General features: G+C 68.5%; 13 protein-coding genes. 5 read left to right on the top strand and 8 right to left on the bottom strand.

Features of this window, described 5'->3' with window-relative positions:
* The first annotated feature begins 67 nt into the window (after positions 1-67).
* On the top strand, positions 68-2,416 hold the full coding sequence (locus ACWFRB_RS13265; RefSeq protein WP_452641557.1) for an ATP-binding protein: 2,349 nt from the start codon (positions 68-70) through the stop codon (positions 2,414-2,416).
* A gap of 634 nt (positions 2,417-3,050) precedes the next feature.
* Here the strand turns inward: ACWFRB_RS13265 and glyA are convergent.
* Both glyA and ACWFRB_RS13255 read right to left on the bottom strand, forming a co-directional pair.
* Positions 3,051-4,364: a serine hydroxymethyltransferase gene (glyA, locus tag ACWFRB_RS13260; protein ID WP_452641555.1), complete on the bottom strand. Its 1,314-nt coding sequence runs from the start codon at positions 4,362-4,364 to the stop codon at positions 3,051-3,053.
* A gap of 57 nt (positions 4,365-4,421) precedes the next feature.
* Positions 4,422-5,648, bottom strand: coding sequence for a DUF885 domain-containing protein (locus tag ACWFRB_RS13255; RefSeq protein ID WP_452641553.1), 1,227 nt, complete (start codon positions 5,646-5,648; stop codon positions 4,422-4,424).
* 102 nt (positions 5,649-5,750) lie between these two features.
* Between ACWFRB_RS13255 and coaA the strand changes: the two genes are divergently transcribed.
* Positions 5,751-6,683: a type I pantothenate kinase gene (coaA, locus tag ACWFRB_RS13250; RefSeq protein ID WP_072749537.1), complete on the top strand. Its 933-nt coding sequence runs from the start codon at positions 5,751-5,753 to the stop codon at positions 6,681-6,683.
* Between the two features lie 68 nt (positions 6,684-6,751).
* On the opposite strand, the gene ACWFRB_RS13245 is transcribed toward coaA, so the two are convergent.
* Entirely contained in the window at positions 6,752-7,519 is a 768-nt protein-coding gene (locus tag ACWFRB_RS13245; protein WP_452641552.1) for an isoprenyl transferase, read from the bottom strand.
* Positions 7,520-7,685: 166 nt separating this feature from the next.
* On the opposite strand from ACWFRB_RS13245, the gene trhA reads away from it, so the two are divergent.
* Positions 7,686-8,351: a PAQR family membrane homeostasis protein TrhA gene (trhA, locus tag ACWFRB_RS13240; protein WP_452641551.1), complete on the top strand. Its 666-nt coding sequence runs from the start codon at positions 7,686-7,688 to the stop codon at positions 8,349-8,351.
* Positions 8,352-8,412: 61 nt separating this feature from the next.
* Here trhA and ACWFRB_RS13235 read toward each other — a convergent pair whose 3' ends face one another.
* The 5 genes from ACWFRB_RS13235 to mca form a co-directional block, all read right to left on the bottom strand.
* Complete coding sequence (locus ACWFRB_RS13235) at positions 8,413-9,657, bottom strand: lipase family protein (RefSeq protein ID WP_452641550.1); 1,245 nt, start codon at positions 9,655-9,657, stop codon at positions 8,413-8,415.
* Positions 9,658-9,971: 314 nt separating this feature from the next.
* Positions 9,972-10,283: a WhiB family transcriptional regulator gene (locus tag ACWFRB_RS13230; RefSeq protein WP_452641625.1), complete on the bottom strand. Its 312-nt coding sequence runs from the start codon at positions 10,281-10,283 to the stop codon at positions 9,972-9,974.
* A 630-nt stretch (positions 10,284-10,913) separates the two neighbouring features.
* A complete protein-coding gene (locus ACWFRB_RS13225; RefSeq protein WP_452641548.1) occupies positions 10,914-12,932 on the bottom strand; it encodes a thioredoxin domain-containing protein in 2,019 nt (672 codons plus the stop codon).
* A gap of 10 nt (positions 12,933-12,942) precedes the next feature.
* A complete protein-coding gene (locus ACWFRB_RS13220) occupies positions 12,943-13,233 on the bottom strand; it encodes a hypothetical protein (protein WP_452641547.1) in 291 nt (96 codons plus the stop codon).
* On the bottom strand, positions 13,230-14,126 hold the full coding sequence (gene mca / locus ACWFRB_RS13215; protein ID WP_452641546.1) for a mycothiol conjugate amidase Mca: 897 nt from the start codon (positions 14,124-14,126) through the stop codon (positions 13,230-13,232). The genes ACWFRB_RS13220 and mca overlap by 4 nt, the downstream gene beginning before the upstream one ends.
* Positions 14,127-14,322: 196 nt before the next feature.
* On the opposite strand from mca, the gene ACWFRB_RS13210 reads away from it, so the two are divergent.
* Together ACWFRB_RS13210 and greA are read left to right on the top strand one after the other, a co-directional pair.
* Entirely contained in the window at positions 14,323-14,748 is a 426-nt protein-coding gene (locus tag ACWFRB_RS13210) for a DUF4307 domain-containing protein (RefSeq protein WP_072749530.1), read from the top strand.
* 276 nt (positions 14,749-15,024) lie between these two features.
* Positions 15,025-15,519, top strand: a complete 495-nt coding sequence (gene greA, locus ACWFRB_RS13205) for a transcription elongation factor GreA (RefSeq protein ID WP_077042557.1) — start codon at positions 15,025-15,027, stop codon at positions 15,517-15,519.
* Positions 15,520-15,573: the final 54 nt, after the last annotated feature.

Here is a 15,573-nt window from a genome sequence, read left to right as displayed (position 1 = left end):
AAATGCGGAAACACGGCCGCGGGTAGCATGGAGCGCTACAGACTTGGCAGCAATGAGAGGACGTTCGATGACGACCTCGGTGAAGCAGCGGCCCGGGAACCTGCCGGCGGAGTTGACCAGTTTTGTCGGTCGGCGCCACGAGGTGGCCGAGGTGAGGCGGTTGCTGGCGAGCTCGAGGTTGGTGACGCTGGCCGGGATCGGCGGGGTCGGCAAGACCCGGCTGGCGTTGCGGGTCGCGGAGGATTCGCGGCGGGTCTTCGCCGACGGGGTGTGGTTTGTCGCGCTCGGCGAACTGCACGATCCCGCCCTGTTGGCGGAGACAATTGCCGCCACACTCGGGCTGCGTGATCAGCCGGGACGTTCGTCGTCGCGTCTGTTGGTCGATCATCTCTCCACCCGCCAGACGCTGTTGGTCCTGGACAACTGCGAGCACCTGCTGGGTGCTGTCCCGGAGTTGGTGCAGGCGCTGTTGCGGGCGTGTCCGGAGCTGCGGATCCTGGCCACGAGCCGCGAGCTCTTCGGGGTGGACGCGGAGCGGGTACTGCGGGTGCCGCCGTTGACGGTGCCGGACCCCCAGCAGAGCCCGCCGCTCGAGGCGATGCCCCAGTACGAGTCGGTGGCGTTGTTCGTCGCACGGGCTGCCGCGGCTGTGCCCGACTTTGCGCTCACCGAGGGCAATTGCGCTGCAGTGGCAGGAATCTGCGACAGGCTGGACGGGCTCCCGTTGGCGATCGAGCTGGCGGCGGTGCGGATCCGGGCGATGTCCGCCGAGCAGATCCTGCACCGGTTGACCGACCGGTATCAGTTGCTGACCCGCGGGTCGCGGGTCGCGCCGACCCGGCAGCAGACGTTGCGGTCGTGTGTGGACTGGAGTTACGAGCTGTGTGAGGCCCGGGAGCAGAGGCTGTGGGCGTGGCTGTCGGTGTTCGTGGGTGGTTTTGAGCTGGATGCGGCCGAGAGCATCTGCCCCGAGGAACTGGTCGCCGACGGCGTTCTGAACGTAGTGGCCTCACTAGTGGACAAGTCGATCCTGGTCCGCGAGGAGTGCGGGGCGGTGGTGCGATTCGGCATGGCCGAGACGATCCGCGACTACGGCCTGGAGAAGCTGCGTGAATCCGGCGATCTGTCGACGGCTCAGCGGCGGCACTTCGCGTGGTACGAACGGCTGGTTGAGCGGGCCGCCTCCGAGTGGGTCAGTCCTGAGCAGGCGGGCTGGATCGCCCGAATCGATAGGGAACAGCCGAACCTGCGGGAGGCGCTGGCGTTCAGCCTGACTCAGGCGGTCGTCGAGATCGATTCGGATGTCGCCATGCGTATCGTCAACGCCCTGTTCGTGTTCTGGACATGTCTGGGTCTGGTGGGGGAAGCCAGGCATTGGATGGACCGCGCCCTGACGAGCTCGCACACTGCGCGGGCAGAGGAACGTGTGTTGATGTTGTACTTCGACAGCGTGGCGGCAGGAATGCAGGCCGAACTCGTCGAGGCCAAGGTGAGGGCCACACAATGCCGCGCGCTCGCGGAGCAGCTGGGGGACGCGGAGTCGCTCGAGATCGGGAACTACGCGAGCGGCTATCTGGCTGTGTTCAGCGGCGACCTCGCTGGTGCGGTAGAACCGTTCCAGACCGCACTTACGAGCGATCCCAGCCCCAGCCAGTCCTGGCGCCAGACCGCACTACTGTTGGGCGTCCTCCCCTCCCTAGCGCTCGTGAGCGGACTACTGGGGGACGAGGAGACGGCCATCGCCTGTCACGAACGGGTGCTTGCGATCACCACCCCGCAGGGCGAGTGCTTCTACAGGGCCTACTCGTTGTGGGCTCTCGGCGTGACAACGCTTCGCGTGGGAGACGCCGATCGGGCAGTCACCCTGTCGGAACAGGCATTACGACTGATCCGACAGATCAATGTCCAAGTCCTGACAGACTGGTGCTTGGAGTTGTTGGCCTGGATCGCGATCCGCGAAGGCAATCCGACGCGTGCCGCCGTCCTGATGGGTGCCGCCGAGACGCTCTCACGGAAGGTGGGAAGCGCCTCGGTGACCCTCCCGTACCTGCTCGACTACCACGACATATGCGAGCAATCCACTCGTGAGGCGCTCGGGACCCGCGGCTACGAAGAGGCATTCCGCACAGGTGCCGCCATGAACCTCGACGAGTCCGTCGGATACGCACTCGGGGAGGGCCCGACCGACCAGCCGCGGACCACTGCGGTCGCCTCCGTGCTGACCCGGCGCGAAACCGAGGTGGCCAACCTCGTCGCCGCCGGCCATTCGAACAAGGTGATCGCCTCGATGCTGGTGATCTCGCCCCGCACCGCCCAGGGCCACGTCGAACACATCCTGTCCAAGCTCGGGTTCACCTCGCGGACACAGATCGCGGCCTGGACCGCCGAGAACACACAACAGAACAGGCAGCTCTGACCGAACCCTGTCCGACAAGACGTTTGCGGCGAGGTCAACACCGCGCCCCTGGCGAAACCGGCCGCCTCACCGATCTGGCAGGGTCGACTTGTTTCCACGCCGAGCGCGGTGGACCTGGTGCGATCTAGACCCGGCAGCGCGAGGGCATCGACGGCCAATTCCGGGCTGATTCATCATCACGATCGCGGGTCGCAATACACGTCCATCGCCCTCGCCAAATCGCGCCTTGGAGCGGTCAACGATCCCCAAGCGCACACGTGGCGACAGTCCTCTGTGCGGTGCGCGCATCGAGACGGGGTTGTTCGGGCACCGCACCCTGACGCGCCTGATGACGTCGCTCGAGGCGCTCCCCTTCGTCGTCGGACATGTCGGTACCACCCCGATCTCGGCGCCGTCGCGTACAACTTCGAGTCCCTGCACATACCGGACGACGAAATGCGCATCTCCGTCTACACGAGCACCGCCACCTGAGACCGTTCTATCAGCGCACAGGCTCGATCGCGATCCAGTCACCTCGGCATGCGACCCACTCCCTACTGGTGTGATCAGGAGCCCCCGTTAAGTGTGATCACCAACTGGTCAACCTATCCAATCCATGTGCCGCCCAGTACGGCCCGCCATAGGTGAACACCCCTTAGACCGACTTGGAGAGCAGACCCCAGTCCTCGAGGCCCTCGTACAGCGGCAGATCAAGGGCCAGCTTCGAGACCCTGGCGCGCAGCGCGGCGAAATCGGTGTCCGAGCCCTGTGCCAGCGCGGTCGCGATGATGTCCGCGACCTCGGTGAACTCGGCGTCGCCGAACCCGCGGGTCGCCAGCGCGGCGGTGCCGATGCGCAGGCCGGAGGTGACCATCGGCGGACGCGGGTCGAAGGGGACCGCGTTGCGGTTGACGGTGATGCCGACCTCGTGCAGCAGATCCTCGCCCTGCTGGCCGTCCAGCGCCGAGTTGCGCAGGTCCACCAGGACCAGGTGCACGTCGGTGCCGCCGGTGAGCACGGAGATGCCCTTGTCCGCGACGTCGGCGGCGGTGAGGCGCTCGGCCAGGATCCGGGCGCCGGACAGGGTGCGCGCCTGGCGGTCCTTGAACTCCTCGGTGCCCGCGATCTTGAGCGAGACGGCCTTCGCGGCGATGGCGTGCATGAGCGGCCCGCCCTGCTGGCCGGGGAACACCGCGGAGTTGATCTTCTTGGCCCACTCCTGCTTGGCCAGGATCAGTCCGGAGCGCGGGCCGCCGAGGGTCTTGTGCACGGTGGTGGACACGACGTCCGCGTAGGGCACCGGCGACGGGTGCAGGCCGGCCGCGACGAGCCCGGCGAAGTGCGCCATGTCGACCCACAGGTAGGCGCCGACCTCGTCCGCGATGGACCGGAACTCGGCGAAGTCCTCGTGCCGCGGGTACGCGGACCAGCCGGCGACGATCACCTTCGGCTTCTCGGCCACCGCGATCTTGCGGACCTCGTCCATGTCGATGCGGTGGTCTTCCTTGCTGACCCCGTAGGACGCCACGTCGTAGAGCTTGCCGGAGAAGTTGAGCTTCATCCCGTGCGTCAGGTGGCCACCGTGCGCCAGGTCGAGGCCGAGCAGCTTCTCGCCCGGGTTCATCAGCGCCATCAGCACCGCGGCGTTCGCCTGCGCGCCGGAGTGCGGCTGGACGTTCGCGAACTCGGCACCGAAGAGCTCCTTGGCGCGGTTGCGCGCCAGGTCCTCGATGACGTCGACGTGCTCGCAGCCGCCGTAGTAGCGACGGCCCGGGTAGCCCTCGGCGTACTTGTTGGTCAGCACGCTGCCCTGGGCCTGCAGCACCGCGCGCGGCACGAAGTTCTCGGACGCGATCATCTCGAGGGTGTCGCGCTGACGGGCCAGCTCGCCGTTCATCGCGGCCGCGACCTCGGGATCGAGTTCGGCGAGCGAGGCATTGTTGACGTCGGTGCTGGGCACAGCGGTCATCGAGGAATCTCCAAGCGGGAGCTACGGCAGGGGCACGCTCAGTCTAGGCAATGGCTGTCAGCGCAGCGCAGACGGGATCAGCGGCTCGTCCAGCAAGCGCCGGAACAACTCGGATCGGCCCGCGGCGTCGGCGCCGCGATCGAGCCAGCTCCCGAGCAGCCGGTAGCCCTCGACGTAGGTGCTGATGTAGGCGCGCCACAGCGGGTCGGACAGGAATCGCAGCGTCTGCCGGGCCCGCTCCGGGGTGGACAGGGTCCACCGCTGCAGGAACGCGGCGACGTCGTCCTGGCTGCGGCCGCGGTCGTGCAGCAGCAGCGCCGCGTCCTGCCGGACCCCGAGCAGCGAGGCCGACGCGTTCGCCAGCCGCTCCGCGCGTTCGCCGTCGAAGCGCAGCCCCAGGTCCGCGTAGATCTCCTGGGCCCACGACCCCCAGCCAGAGCCCATGGGAGTTCCGCCGGCTCCACTCCACCCGACGATCGAGCCGAGCGCGTGGTCCGCCAGCCCCTCCGCCATCAGGCACTGTGGCGTGTTGACCAGGAACAGGGTCTGCTCCGCCTGCCCGGCCCCGACCAGCCCCGACTCCTTGCGGCAGTGCTCGGTGTGGTGGCCGGGATACGACTCGTGGGCGATCAGGTGCGGCAGGTTCGCCATGTGCTGCTTGAGATCGGAGTTGATCGCCACCTTCGACCGGTAGTCACCGAGGTAGTAGTTGAACCCGGACCAGGGCTTGTCCCCGACCACCTCGTACTCGACCCGCTCGGTCTCGGGCAGCGCGTACTCCGCCCGCACCCGGTCGCGCAGCGCGCTGGAGAAGGCCTCGACGCACTCCGGCAGCCGTTCGGGCGGGATCTCGTCGGCGGCGCGGTGCGCCTGCAGCCGCTCGGCCAGCGGGCGCGCGGCATCACCTGCCAGCACCTCGTCCATCGCGCGGTGCGCCGCCCGGTACTCGTCCTCGGAGCCCGGCTCGATGCGCACGTCGAAGTAGGCCTGTACCTCGTCGACGAAACCGATCTGCTCGCCGGCGAACTTCCGCGCGGAGCACTCCAGCGCGCGCAGGTGCACGTCGAGGAACGCGGCCCGTTCGGCGGGCAACCCGGAACCGGCCACCTCGCCCCGCAATTCCGCGGCGCGGCGCGCGAGCAGGCGCGGATCGGGTGGCGGCGCGTTCTCCACCTGCCTGCGCAGCGCCTGGTCGCCGGTGAAGGCGTCGACGAAGCCCTCCTCCAACCGGTCGAAACCGAGCCCGAGCAGCAGGTATTCGCGGACGAGTGCGACGGGGTCCATGGTCGTCCACCCTAACCACCGGCGAGTTGTCCGACCCGCCGCCGCCGCGCACGGTGGTGTCGAGCACAATCCGACTATGCAGAGCGAGATCCAGGTGCGCGCATGGCACGAGTGAGCGAGAGCAGCCCCTACGTCGAGTTCGACCGCAAGCAATGGCGAACCCTGCGTAAGTCGACACCGCTCGTGCTCACCGAGGAAGAACTCCTCGGCCTGCGCGGCCTCGGCGAACAGATCGACCTCGACGAGGTCGCCGAGGTCTACCTGCCGCTCTCCAGGCTCATCCACCTCCAGGTGGCCGCGCGGCAGCGCCTGTTCGCCGCCACCGCGACGTTCCTCGGCGAGAAGCACCCGGATCGGCAGGTGCCCTTCGTGATCGGCGTGGCGGGCAGTGTCGCGGTGGGCAAGTCCACCACCGCCCGCGTGCTGCAGGCCCTGCTCGCACGCTGGGATCACCACCCGCGCGTCGATCTGGTCACCACCGACGGCTTCCTGTACTCGACGGCCGAGCTGACGCGTCGGGGCCTCATGCACCGCAAGGGTTTTCCCGAGAGCTACGACCGCCGCAAGCTGCTGCGCTTCGTCACCGAGGTCAAGTCCGGCGCGGAAGAGGTCGCGGCCCCGGTGTACTCACACGTCTCGTACGATGTCCTGCCCGGCCAGTACCACCTGGTGCGCCAGCCCGACATCCTGATCATCGAGGGCCTCAACGTCCTGCAGACCGGACCGCGGCTGATGGTCTCGGACCTGTTCGACTTCTCCATCTACGTCGACGCGCGGATCGAGGACATCGAGCGTTGGTACATCAAGCGCTTCCTGGCGCTGCGCAAGACGTCGTTCGCGGACCCGACGTCGCACTTCCACCACTACTCCGGGCTCTCCGACGAGCACGCCACCCTGGCCGCGGACGACATCTGGAACTCGATCAACCGGCCGAACCTGGTGGAGAACATCCTGCCGACCCGCCCGCGCGCCACGCTGGTGCTGCGCAAGGACGCCGACCACTCCATCAACCGGCTGCGGCTGCGCAAGCTGTAGGCGGCTACGCCGCCCGTGCGTGATCGACGAGTCTCAGGACTCGTCAACCGCGCACGGGCGCGAAGCGCCTATGCGCCGAATCGACGGTGCCGGGCCGCGTAGTCACGAAGCGCGCGCAGGAAGTCGACGTGCCGGAACTCCGGCCAGTACGCCTCGGTGAACCAGATCTCGGAGTACGCGCTCTGCCACAGCAGGAAGCCAGACAGTCGCTGCTCCCCCGAGGTGCGGATCACCAGATCCGGGTCCGGCTGCCCGGAGGTGTAGAGGTGGCCGTCGATGCCCTTCACGGACATCGCCCCGACCAGTGCGTCCCCGGACAACCCCTCGTCGAGCTTCTCGCGTAGCAGCGACTGCACGGCGTCGGCGATCTCCTGCCTGCCGCCGTAGCCGACGGCGACGTTGACGTGCGTGCCCGTGCGACCCGCGGTGCGCTCGGCGGCCTCGCGCAAGCGCCGCGCCTGCTCCTCAGGAAGTAGGTCGAGGGTGCCGACTATCTTGACGCTCCAGTTCTGCCCGGGACCCGAGATCTCCTCCACCACATCGGTGATGATCTCGAGGAGGGTGTCGAGCTCCTCCGGTTCGCGCCGCAGGTTCTCGGTGGAGAGCAGGTAGATGGTGGCCATCTCGATGCCCGCCTGATCGCACCAGCCGAGCATCTCGGCGATCTTCAGCGCACCCATCCGATGACCGTGGCTGACGTCGGTGAAACCGTTCTCCCTGGCCCATCGACGGTTGCCATCACACATCACCGCGACGTGTCGCGGGTGCTGGAGCCCCTCGAGCTGACGGCGCAGGCGTCGCTCGTAGATGCTGTACAGCAGGTTCGGGACCTTCACCTGGACATCACCACGAGAGCCCACATTACGCGGCTCCGGTGAGGCCCCGACGGCCGCCGCTGTAATCGTCGTCTCACCCCGTTTCCGGCGGCGCCGGCGGCCGCTACAGTGGCCACCGACGCCCAAACCTACGCAACCGTAGGTTCACGACCGCCCGGGAGCAGCAATGTCCGAACTCGACCTCGCAGCGCCCCCGGTGAAGCCGCGGATGCGGGGCTGGATCCACCTGTGGGCATTCGTGGTCGCGGTGATCGCGTGCGCCGTGCTCGTCGCCGCCGCCGCCCAGGAATCCGGCCGGGCCGCCGTCGCGACCGCGATCTACTCCGTGACGGTGTGCGGGGTGTTCGGCGTGAGTGCCACGTACCACCGGGTGCACTGGGCGACCGCGCGCGGCCGGATCTGGATGAAGCGCGCCGACCACTCGATGATCTTCCTGTTCATCGCGGGCAGCTACACGCCGTTCGCGTTGCTCGCTCTGCCGCCCGCGACCGGCCGGACGCTGCTGGCCGTGGTGTGGGCGGGCGCGCTGGCCGGGGTTGCGCTGAAGATGCTGTGGCCCACCGCCCCCCGCTGGGTCGGCGTCCCGCTCTACCTGATCCTCGGCTGGGCGATCGTGCCGGTCGCCGGACAACTGGTCGACCAGGTCGGCTGGCTGCCGCTGATCCTGCTCGCGGTCGGCGGGGTGCTCTACAGCGTCGGGGCGATCCTCTACGCCACCAAGTGGCCCAACCCCTGGCCCACCACCTTCGGCCACCACGAGTTTTTCCATGCGGGCACCGTGATCGCGGCACTGTGCCATTACATCGCGGTGTGGCTCGTCGTCGTCAACTGAGCATCGCGGTGCGGGCGAGACCGGGGCGTGTGTGCGCCACGCGATTCGCTCCATTCTCACGTCAGCAGCCCCTCGAGATCGGCGCGATGCCCGCGAAGCGGTCCTCGAGAAACTTCCACGCGCCGGGGAGACCGATCGCCGCGGCCGAGAGGTGATCCGGGCTCGAGACCACCTCAGACTGAACGGGCACACCCGCGTCGCAATAGCGGCGCATCGTCTTGGTGATCGAGTCGACCGGGATCAGCACGTCGGTCCCGGAATGCCACTCGTACACAGGCGCGTTCGGGACGGAGGCAACGTTCTCGACGCTGTTCTCGGCGAGCACCGCCTGCACCGGCGGGCTGTCGAGCAGCGCACGTCCGACCGCAGGGTCGGCGACGTCTGCCATGGATCGACCGGCGCCGGAGAGAATGATCTCGTTGGTGCACGCGTTCGCGATGCGGTCCCGCAGGTCCCGGCCAACCTGGTTGAGCTGGCTGGTGACCGGCATCCGGTCCGGGTACTCGCGCTCGAGGCCGAGCGCGGCGGCCATCGCGAGCCCGAACACGGGATGTCTCTGCTCACCGAGGGCCTTGGCCATCTTGTCGATGTTCATCGGGGCACCGCCGTAGGCACTGCCGGCGAGCTTGAGCTCCGGCGCGTAGGTCGGGGCGATCGCGGCGGCCATCGCGGTCGCCATGCCACCGCCGGAGTAACCGGCCAGACCGACCGGGCTCTCGGCCAGCCCGAGCGCGGCGTACCGCTGGGCCGCCCGGATCCCGTCGAGGGTGATCTGCCCACCGACCTTCGCCGCACCGTACGCGCTGTTGGGCCCGAGGTGATCGGGGACGGCCACCGACCAACCCTTCTGGATGGCGACGTTCAACGCGGGCGTCGCTCGAATCGCGGGTTCCGGATCGTCGGTGTACATCGCCGTCGACGGCGCGCACCCGAGCCCGAGTGCGTTGATGATCTGCTGATAGGACAGCAGCGGGCGCCCTAGTGCGGCATTCCGCGGCGAGAACACTGTGGTCACCGCCGAGATGGGCTTGCCTTCCGAGCTGGTCGACCGGAACTTGAGCTGCACCGCGTCGGTATCGATGAACCCGAGAGGCGCGGGCACCGACCTCGCGGCGAGTACGTCGCCCGGCTGCCGGTCCGCGATGTCGGCGGGTGTTCCGTAGAAGGCGTCCTGGAGCGAGGCCGGGTAGACGATCGGGCCCGCGCTGGCGGCCGGCGCCGCGGCGAGGACAGCCGCAGCGGCGGCAGACACGGCGATGCCGGCACCGATCGCGTGAGTCCTGGATCGTGGAGTCGCAGTTCGCATTCTCATCCTTCATCGGGTGCCCAGCACGGTGCACCCCATCTGGGGCCGCTGGTACATGGCAGATACGTGTTCGCCCGGCCACGCGGTTGCGTGCGGACCGTGTTGACCGAGGCCGGGTCGTCGTCGCGGGCGGATGCACTGTGTCTGGCTATTGCCGCCGAACTCGATCGGGTGCATGGAGATTCATGGAGTGTCAGTCAGAACCGTTGGGAGAGTTCGTGACCAACTGAATCGCGTGGTCCGCAGCTCACAATCCACGCGCTACAAACCGAATGGTCCCATCCGATTACCGGAGGCGGCCGGGGACGTTTTGTTCAATCACCGGCCGCTCCAGGGATTGGGCGGCCGGAACGCATGCGGCGCCGTTCCTTCGGGGTCTTTCCGCCCCACACTCCGAACGGCTCGGCGGCGCCGAGGGCATATTCGAGGCATTCGGCCACGACCGGACAGCTCTGGCAGACTTCCTTGGCAGCGCGGACATTTTCCTGCCGACAGCGGTCTGGAAAGAATTCGTCTGGTTCCGACCGGGCGCACTGGGCCCCTGCACGCCACCCCTCGATGTCGCCGAGCCCAACGGGTGGTCTGATGGCCGGCCGAACCAGATCGGTGCGAGCACCGGCAGCCATTGCGTTGGTCATGCGATATCCCCTAATCATCCCGGAACCATCGGGGCCTGTTTCCTAGCCGGTCGACCGGGGTTGCGCTGGTACAGATGTCGCACTGGCCGACCGCCAGGACACCGAATCCGCACCTGCGCCCCACTGGAGTCGAGACCGCCCAGTGAACCGAGTCCGCCCGCGTCACCGCGGGGCGCGACGGACCCTGCAGCCGACCGGATACGAGCCTCCCTGGTGCCCCCTGACCAGACCACTCTCGAGCCTGCCGGCGGACATCAATGCGGCCGAATGTGCACTCCATCGGTCCTGCCAGAACCGTCCCCCAACCCCGCGTTCGGTCGCCTTCTCGACGCGCGGAGGTCGCGCAGCGTACGGCCACCGACAGTGGCCTGCACACGAACGCCAGGCCCTCAACGTGGTGACCGCGCACGAGATGGACACCCACACCGGGGTCCACGTGAATCGACACTAGAGCGGTTGGCAGCGGAACTGAAACAACAGATTCGCGACGAATCAACAAGGCACTGTTGTCAATAGGGGTACGGGTGCGGGGAGACCGCACCGACTGGCGACCGTGTCATCGAAGACATCCACCCGCTCCCTGGCGGCGAGCGCAGCGACCCGTCGAGCGCCGCGTTGCTACCGCGCCAGAGCGGCCCTCAGTTCGTCGATGCCGGTCGCAGGCCGGTCACAGACGAACCCTCGACACACGTAGGCGGCCGGTTCGCCGTCGACCAGTGGGCGGTCGACGAGCAGCGGTGACGTGTCCGGTGCACCGCCGATCACCACCGCGCCACCCGGCGCCTCGCGACGGGCCGCGTCCAGCAGGTCGGAGCCGGTGCCGGTCATCGACACCGCCACCTGGATCGGTCCACGCACCGAGGCCTCGGCCACGGCCAGCCAGTGCCCCGCGGACCTGGCCGCCCTGGCGAGCAACAGCGCCCCGCGGTCCAGGGTGTCCGCGGCCGCCGCGGCGTACCGAGCGGATCGCTCGGGACCGGCAAGCGCCGCTGCGGCCAGCAACGCCTCCGCCATCGTGGACGCCCCCGACGGCGTCGCCCCGTCGAAGGGGTCGCGCGGCCGGGTGATCAGGGCCTCGGCGTCGTCGGCGGTGTCGAACCAGCTGCCCGGTTCCTCGGGATCGGCAAAATGCGCGATCGCGAGGTCGATGAGTTCCTCTGCGCGGGTGAGCCATTCGAGGTCGCCGGTCGCCTGGTGCAGGGCAAGCAGACCGACCGCCAGCGCACCGTGATCGTCGAGCACCGCGGCCGCGTCACCGACCACCCCGTCGAGCGAGGCCCGGCGCAGTCGCCCGTCGACCAGATGTTCGCCGAGGAGCGTCCTCGCGCAGTGTGCCGCGGCCTCGACCCAGTCGGGGCGGCCGAGACCGGCCCCCGCCTCGGCCAGCGCCGTGACCACGAGACCGTTCCAGGCGGTGACGACCTTGTCGTCACGCCCCGGCTGCGGGCGACTCGACCGCGCCTCGAACAGCCTCGACCGCACCGAGTCCCAGCGCGCGGGGTCCTCGGGATCCGCGGGCAGCTGCAGCACCGAGGTGCCCGCCTCGAAGGTGCCCGCGGAACTCACGGCGAGCAGCCCGGCGGCCCACACACCGTCCTCGAAGCCCAGGACCGAGAGCAGCTCGTCCGGGGTCCACGCGTAGGTCAGGCCCTCGATGCCGTCGGTGTCGGCGTCCAGTGCCGAGGCGAAACAGCCGGAGTCGGTGCGCAGGTCCCGCAGCAGGAACTCGACCGTCTCCTCGGCCACCCGGATCGCCAGCGCCGACCCCGTCCGCCGCCCCAGGTGGGCATACGCCCGCAACAGCTGGGCGTTGTCATAGAGCATCTTCTCGAAGTGCGGAACCACCCAGTCGGCATCCACCGAGTAGCGCGCGAACCCGCCACCCAGCTGGTCGTAGATTCCGCCGCGCGCCATCGCCTCCGCGGTACGTTCCACCGCGGCAAGCACTTTCGCGTCTCCGCTGCGCTCATAACCGCGCAGCAGCCCCTCCAGCAGCGCGGACGGCGGGAACTTCGGGGCCGCCCCGAATCCGCCCCTGTCCTTGTCCTCGTCGCGCAGCGCGGCGACGATCGCGGCGTCCAGCAGGTTCACGTCGAGAACCACCTGTCCCCCGGGAACCCCGGCGGCGTTGGCGGTCAGCTGTGCCGTGATCGCGGCGGACGCCTCCTCCACCTCCCCGCGCCTGCCCCGCCAGGTGTCCGCGATGGCCTCGAGCAGCTGGGTGAAGGACGGCATGCCGCCGCGCGGCACCGTCGGGTAGTAGGTGCCGCAGTAGAACGGCTCGGCCGAGGGGGTCAGGAAGCAGGTCATCGGCCAGCCGCCCTGGCCGGTCATCGCGACGGTCGCGTTCATGTAGACCGCGTCGAGGTCCGGCCGCTCCTCGCGGTCCACCTTGATGCAGACGAAGTTCTCGTTCATCAGCGCCGCGGTCGCCTCGTCCTCGAAGGACTCGTGGGCCATCACGTGACACCAATGGCAGGCGGAGTAGCCGACGGAGAGCAGGATCGGCACGTCGCGCACGCGCGCCCACTCCAGCGCCTCCTGACCCCACTGCTGCCAGTGCACGGGGTTGTCGGCGTGCTGACGCAGGTAGGGACTCGTCGCCCCGCCGAGAGTGTTTCGGGCCAGGGCCGACATGGCGCGCTGCCTAGCTCGTCGAGCCGGTCGGCGGTTCGGCGTTCTTTTCGTCGGTCGGCGCCTCGCCCGCCGCGCCCCGATCGGTGCCCTCGTCCGCGGCCTGGTCGAGCTCGGGATGCTCAGGCTCGAAGGTGTCGGGCAGCTTGCGGAGCTGCTTGTTCATCGAGCGGACGAGCAGCACCGTGCCGACGAGCAGGGCGACGATGATGACGAAGCCGATCGGTGAGGCCTTGCCGAACTCCGGCCCTACCGGGCTGCTGGGGGTCTGTGCCAGCCAGCCGGCCGCACTTGCCAAGATCACTTCTTCTCCTCAGGGTGGCCGTAGCCGACGTGGTCGATGCCTGCGAACAGGTCGGACTCCGGGATCGCGGTGCGCACCCTCGTCTTCGCGAGCTCGAACTCCTCGGTCGGCCAGATCTTCTGCTGAATATCCAGCGGCACCGCGAAGAACGACCCGTTGGGGTCGATCTGGGTGGCGTGCGCACGCAAGGCGTCATCGCGCTGCGGGAAGTAGTCACCGCAGACGATCTGGGTGGTCACCCGCGCCATCAGGTCGCCCTGCTCGGTCCGCCACTTCTTGAGCCACTCCGCCATCGGGAACTCCTCGCCGCGGCGGTCGTACTCGTCCTGGAACAGCAGCAGGCGCTTACGGATGAAGCCGTGCGAGTAGTAGAGCTTGAGCGGCTCCCACGGCTCCCCCGCCCCGGGGAACCGCTCGGGGTCGCCCGCGGCCTCGAACGCGGCCATCGACACCTCGTGGCAGCGGATGTGATCGGGGTGCGGGTATCCGCCGTTCTCGTCGTAGGTCGTGATGACGTGCGGACGGAACTCTCGGATCACCTTGACCAGCGCCTCGGCGGACTCCTCCAGCGGCACCAGCGCGAAGCAGCCCTCGGGCAGCGGCGGCAGCGGGTCACCCTCGGGCAGCCCCGAGTCGACGAAGCCGAGCCAGAGCTGCTGGACGCCGAGGATGCGAGCGGCCTCGGCCATCTCCTCCTTGCGCACCTCGCTGATCCGGTCGCGCACGCCGGGCACATCCATCGCGGGATTGAGGATGTCGCCGCGCTCGCCGCCGGTCAGCGTCACCACCAGGACCTCGTTGCCCTCGGCCGAGTACCGAGCCATGGTGGCGGCACCCTTGCTCGACTCGTCGTCGGGATGGGCGTGCACGGCCATGAGACGCAATCCGCTCACAGTGCTCCTTCACCTCAGCTTCGCCTGTAGCGACGTGGTGGTCCGACGCCGACGTCCGCCGACAACGCACCGTTGTCCTTCCCCTATAGTTCCACCCGGTACTTCCGCCGTCAGCCGTGGCCCCGCCCCAGCAGCGTGCGAGGTACGCCGACCGGGCCGTCGCAGGCCCGGTGCCGCTGTACGAGAGCTGAGCGATATGACCGAGACGCCTCCCGCCGACCGTTACCCGACGCCGACGCGCGATCTGCGCGGATCCCGGGTGGTGGCGATCATCCTGAGCATCGGCGTGGTGCTCCTTGGGCTCGCTCTGGCCTTCTTTGCGTACAACAAGTTCGCCGGCGACGACGTCGAGGGCCAGTCGATCGCGTACAACCTGGTGGACGAGTCGACGATCAGCATCCGGTTCACCGTGACCCGCGAGGACCCGTCCGAGCCCGCCGTCTGCATCGTGCGGGCCAGGTCGAAGGACGGCTCCGAGACCGGCCGCCGCGAGGTGTACCTGGGACCGTCGGACAGCGGCACCGTCGACGTGACCACGCTGATCAGAACGTCTCAGCGGCCCGCCATCGCCGACATCTACGGCTGCGGGACAACCGTGCCGGAGTACCTGACCACCGGCTGATCCGCCGGGGCCGCCCCGTGCCCGCACAAGCGCGATTTTCATGGAGAAATCCCTGCTCGTGCTAGAATCCTCGGGTACACGGTTCCGGCTCTGGAACCGTGTATTGCTGCATTTGCGTATAGATGCATAGCGGCAGGGTGCACCGCTCACATGACTGAGCGAACCGGGGGGATCCAACCACCGGGGGTAGGCGCGCTCTCGTCGCCGAAGGCCACTGGAGTTCAGTGGCCCGCCCAGGGGACCCGGATGGGTTCCGACTACGAGGAGTGATCGAGCATGACCGAGACCCAGGTGACCTGGCTTACCCAGGAGTCACACGACCGGCTCAAGAGCGAACTCGACCAGCTCATTGCCAACCGCCCGGTCATCGCGGCCGAGATCAACGAGCGACGCGAGGAAGGCGATCTCAAGGAGAACGGCGGCTACCACGCGGCACGCGAGGAGCAGGGCCAGCAGGAGGCCCGCATCCGCCAGCTCCAGGAGCTGCTCAACAGCGCGAAGGTCGGCGAGGCGCCGACCCAGTCCGGTGTGGCACTGCCCGGTTCCGTGGTCAAGGTCTACTACGACGGCGACAAGTCCGACACCGAGACCTTCCTGATCGCCACCCGCGAAGAGGGTGCCCGCGACAACAAGCTCGAGGTCTACTCCCCCAACTCCCCGCTGGGCAGCGCGCTGCTCGAGGCGAAGGTCGGCGAGACCCGCAAGTACACGCTCCCCAACGGCAACACCATGCAGGTGACGCTCGTCAGCGCGGAGCCGTACCACAGCTGAGGCGCGGTCTCACCCCGCACAGACGAACGAACCCCGGTCCGAGCAACTCGGACC

Source organism: Rhodococcus sp. NPDC055112, assembly GCF_053607505.1.
Note: the sequence above shows the minus strand (reverse complement) of the source record. Positions and strands in the feature narration are given on the sequence as shown.

What these genes read in the sequence shown, in the direction of transcription:
- greA (WP_077042557.1), top strand. Translation starts at nt 15,025, where the DNA reads ATGACCGAGACCCAGGTGACCTGGCTTACCCAGGAGTCACACGACCGG.
- ACWFRB_RS13255 (WP_452641553.1), bottom strand. Translation starts at nt 5,648, where the DNA reads ATGGACCCCGTCGCACTCGTCCGCGAATACCTGCTGCTCGGGCTCGGT.
- ACWFRB_RS13235 (WP_452641550.1), bottom strand. Translation starts at nt 9,657, where the DNA reads ATGCGAACTGCGACTCCACGATCCAGGACTCACGCGATCGGTGCCGGC.
- ACWFRB_RS13210 (WP_072749530.1), top strand. Translation starts at nt 14,323, where the DNA reads ATGACCGAGACGCCTCCCGCCGACCGTTACCCGACGCCGACGCGCGAT.
- ACWFRB_RS13265 (WP_452641557.1), top strand. Translation starts at nt 68, where the DNA reads ATGACGACCTCGGTGAAGCAGCGGCCCGGGAACCTGCCGGCGGAGTTG.
- ACWFRB_RS13230 (WP_452641625.1), bottom strand. Translation starts at nt 10,283, where the DNA reads ATGGCTGCCGGTGCTCGCACCGATCTGGTTCGGCCGGCCATCAGACCA.
- trhA (WP_452641551.1), top strand. Translation starts at nt 7,686, where the DNA reads ATGTCCGAACTCGACCTCGCAGCGCCCCCGGTGAAGCCGCGGATGCGG.
- glyA (WP_452641555.1), bottom strand. Translation starts at nt 4,364, where the DNA reads ATGACCGCTGTGCCCAGCACCGACGTCAACAATGCCTCGCTCGCCGAA.
- coaA (WP_072749537.1), top strand. Translation starts at nt 5,751, where the DNA reads ATGGCACGAGTGAGCGAGAGCAGCCCCTACGTCGAGTTCGACCGCAAG.
- ACWFRB_RS13225 (WP_452641548.1), bottom strand. Translation starts at nt 12,932, where the DNA reads ATGTCGGCCCTGGCCCGAAACACTCTCGGCGGGGCGACGAGTCCCTAC.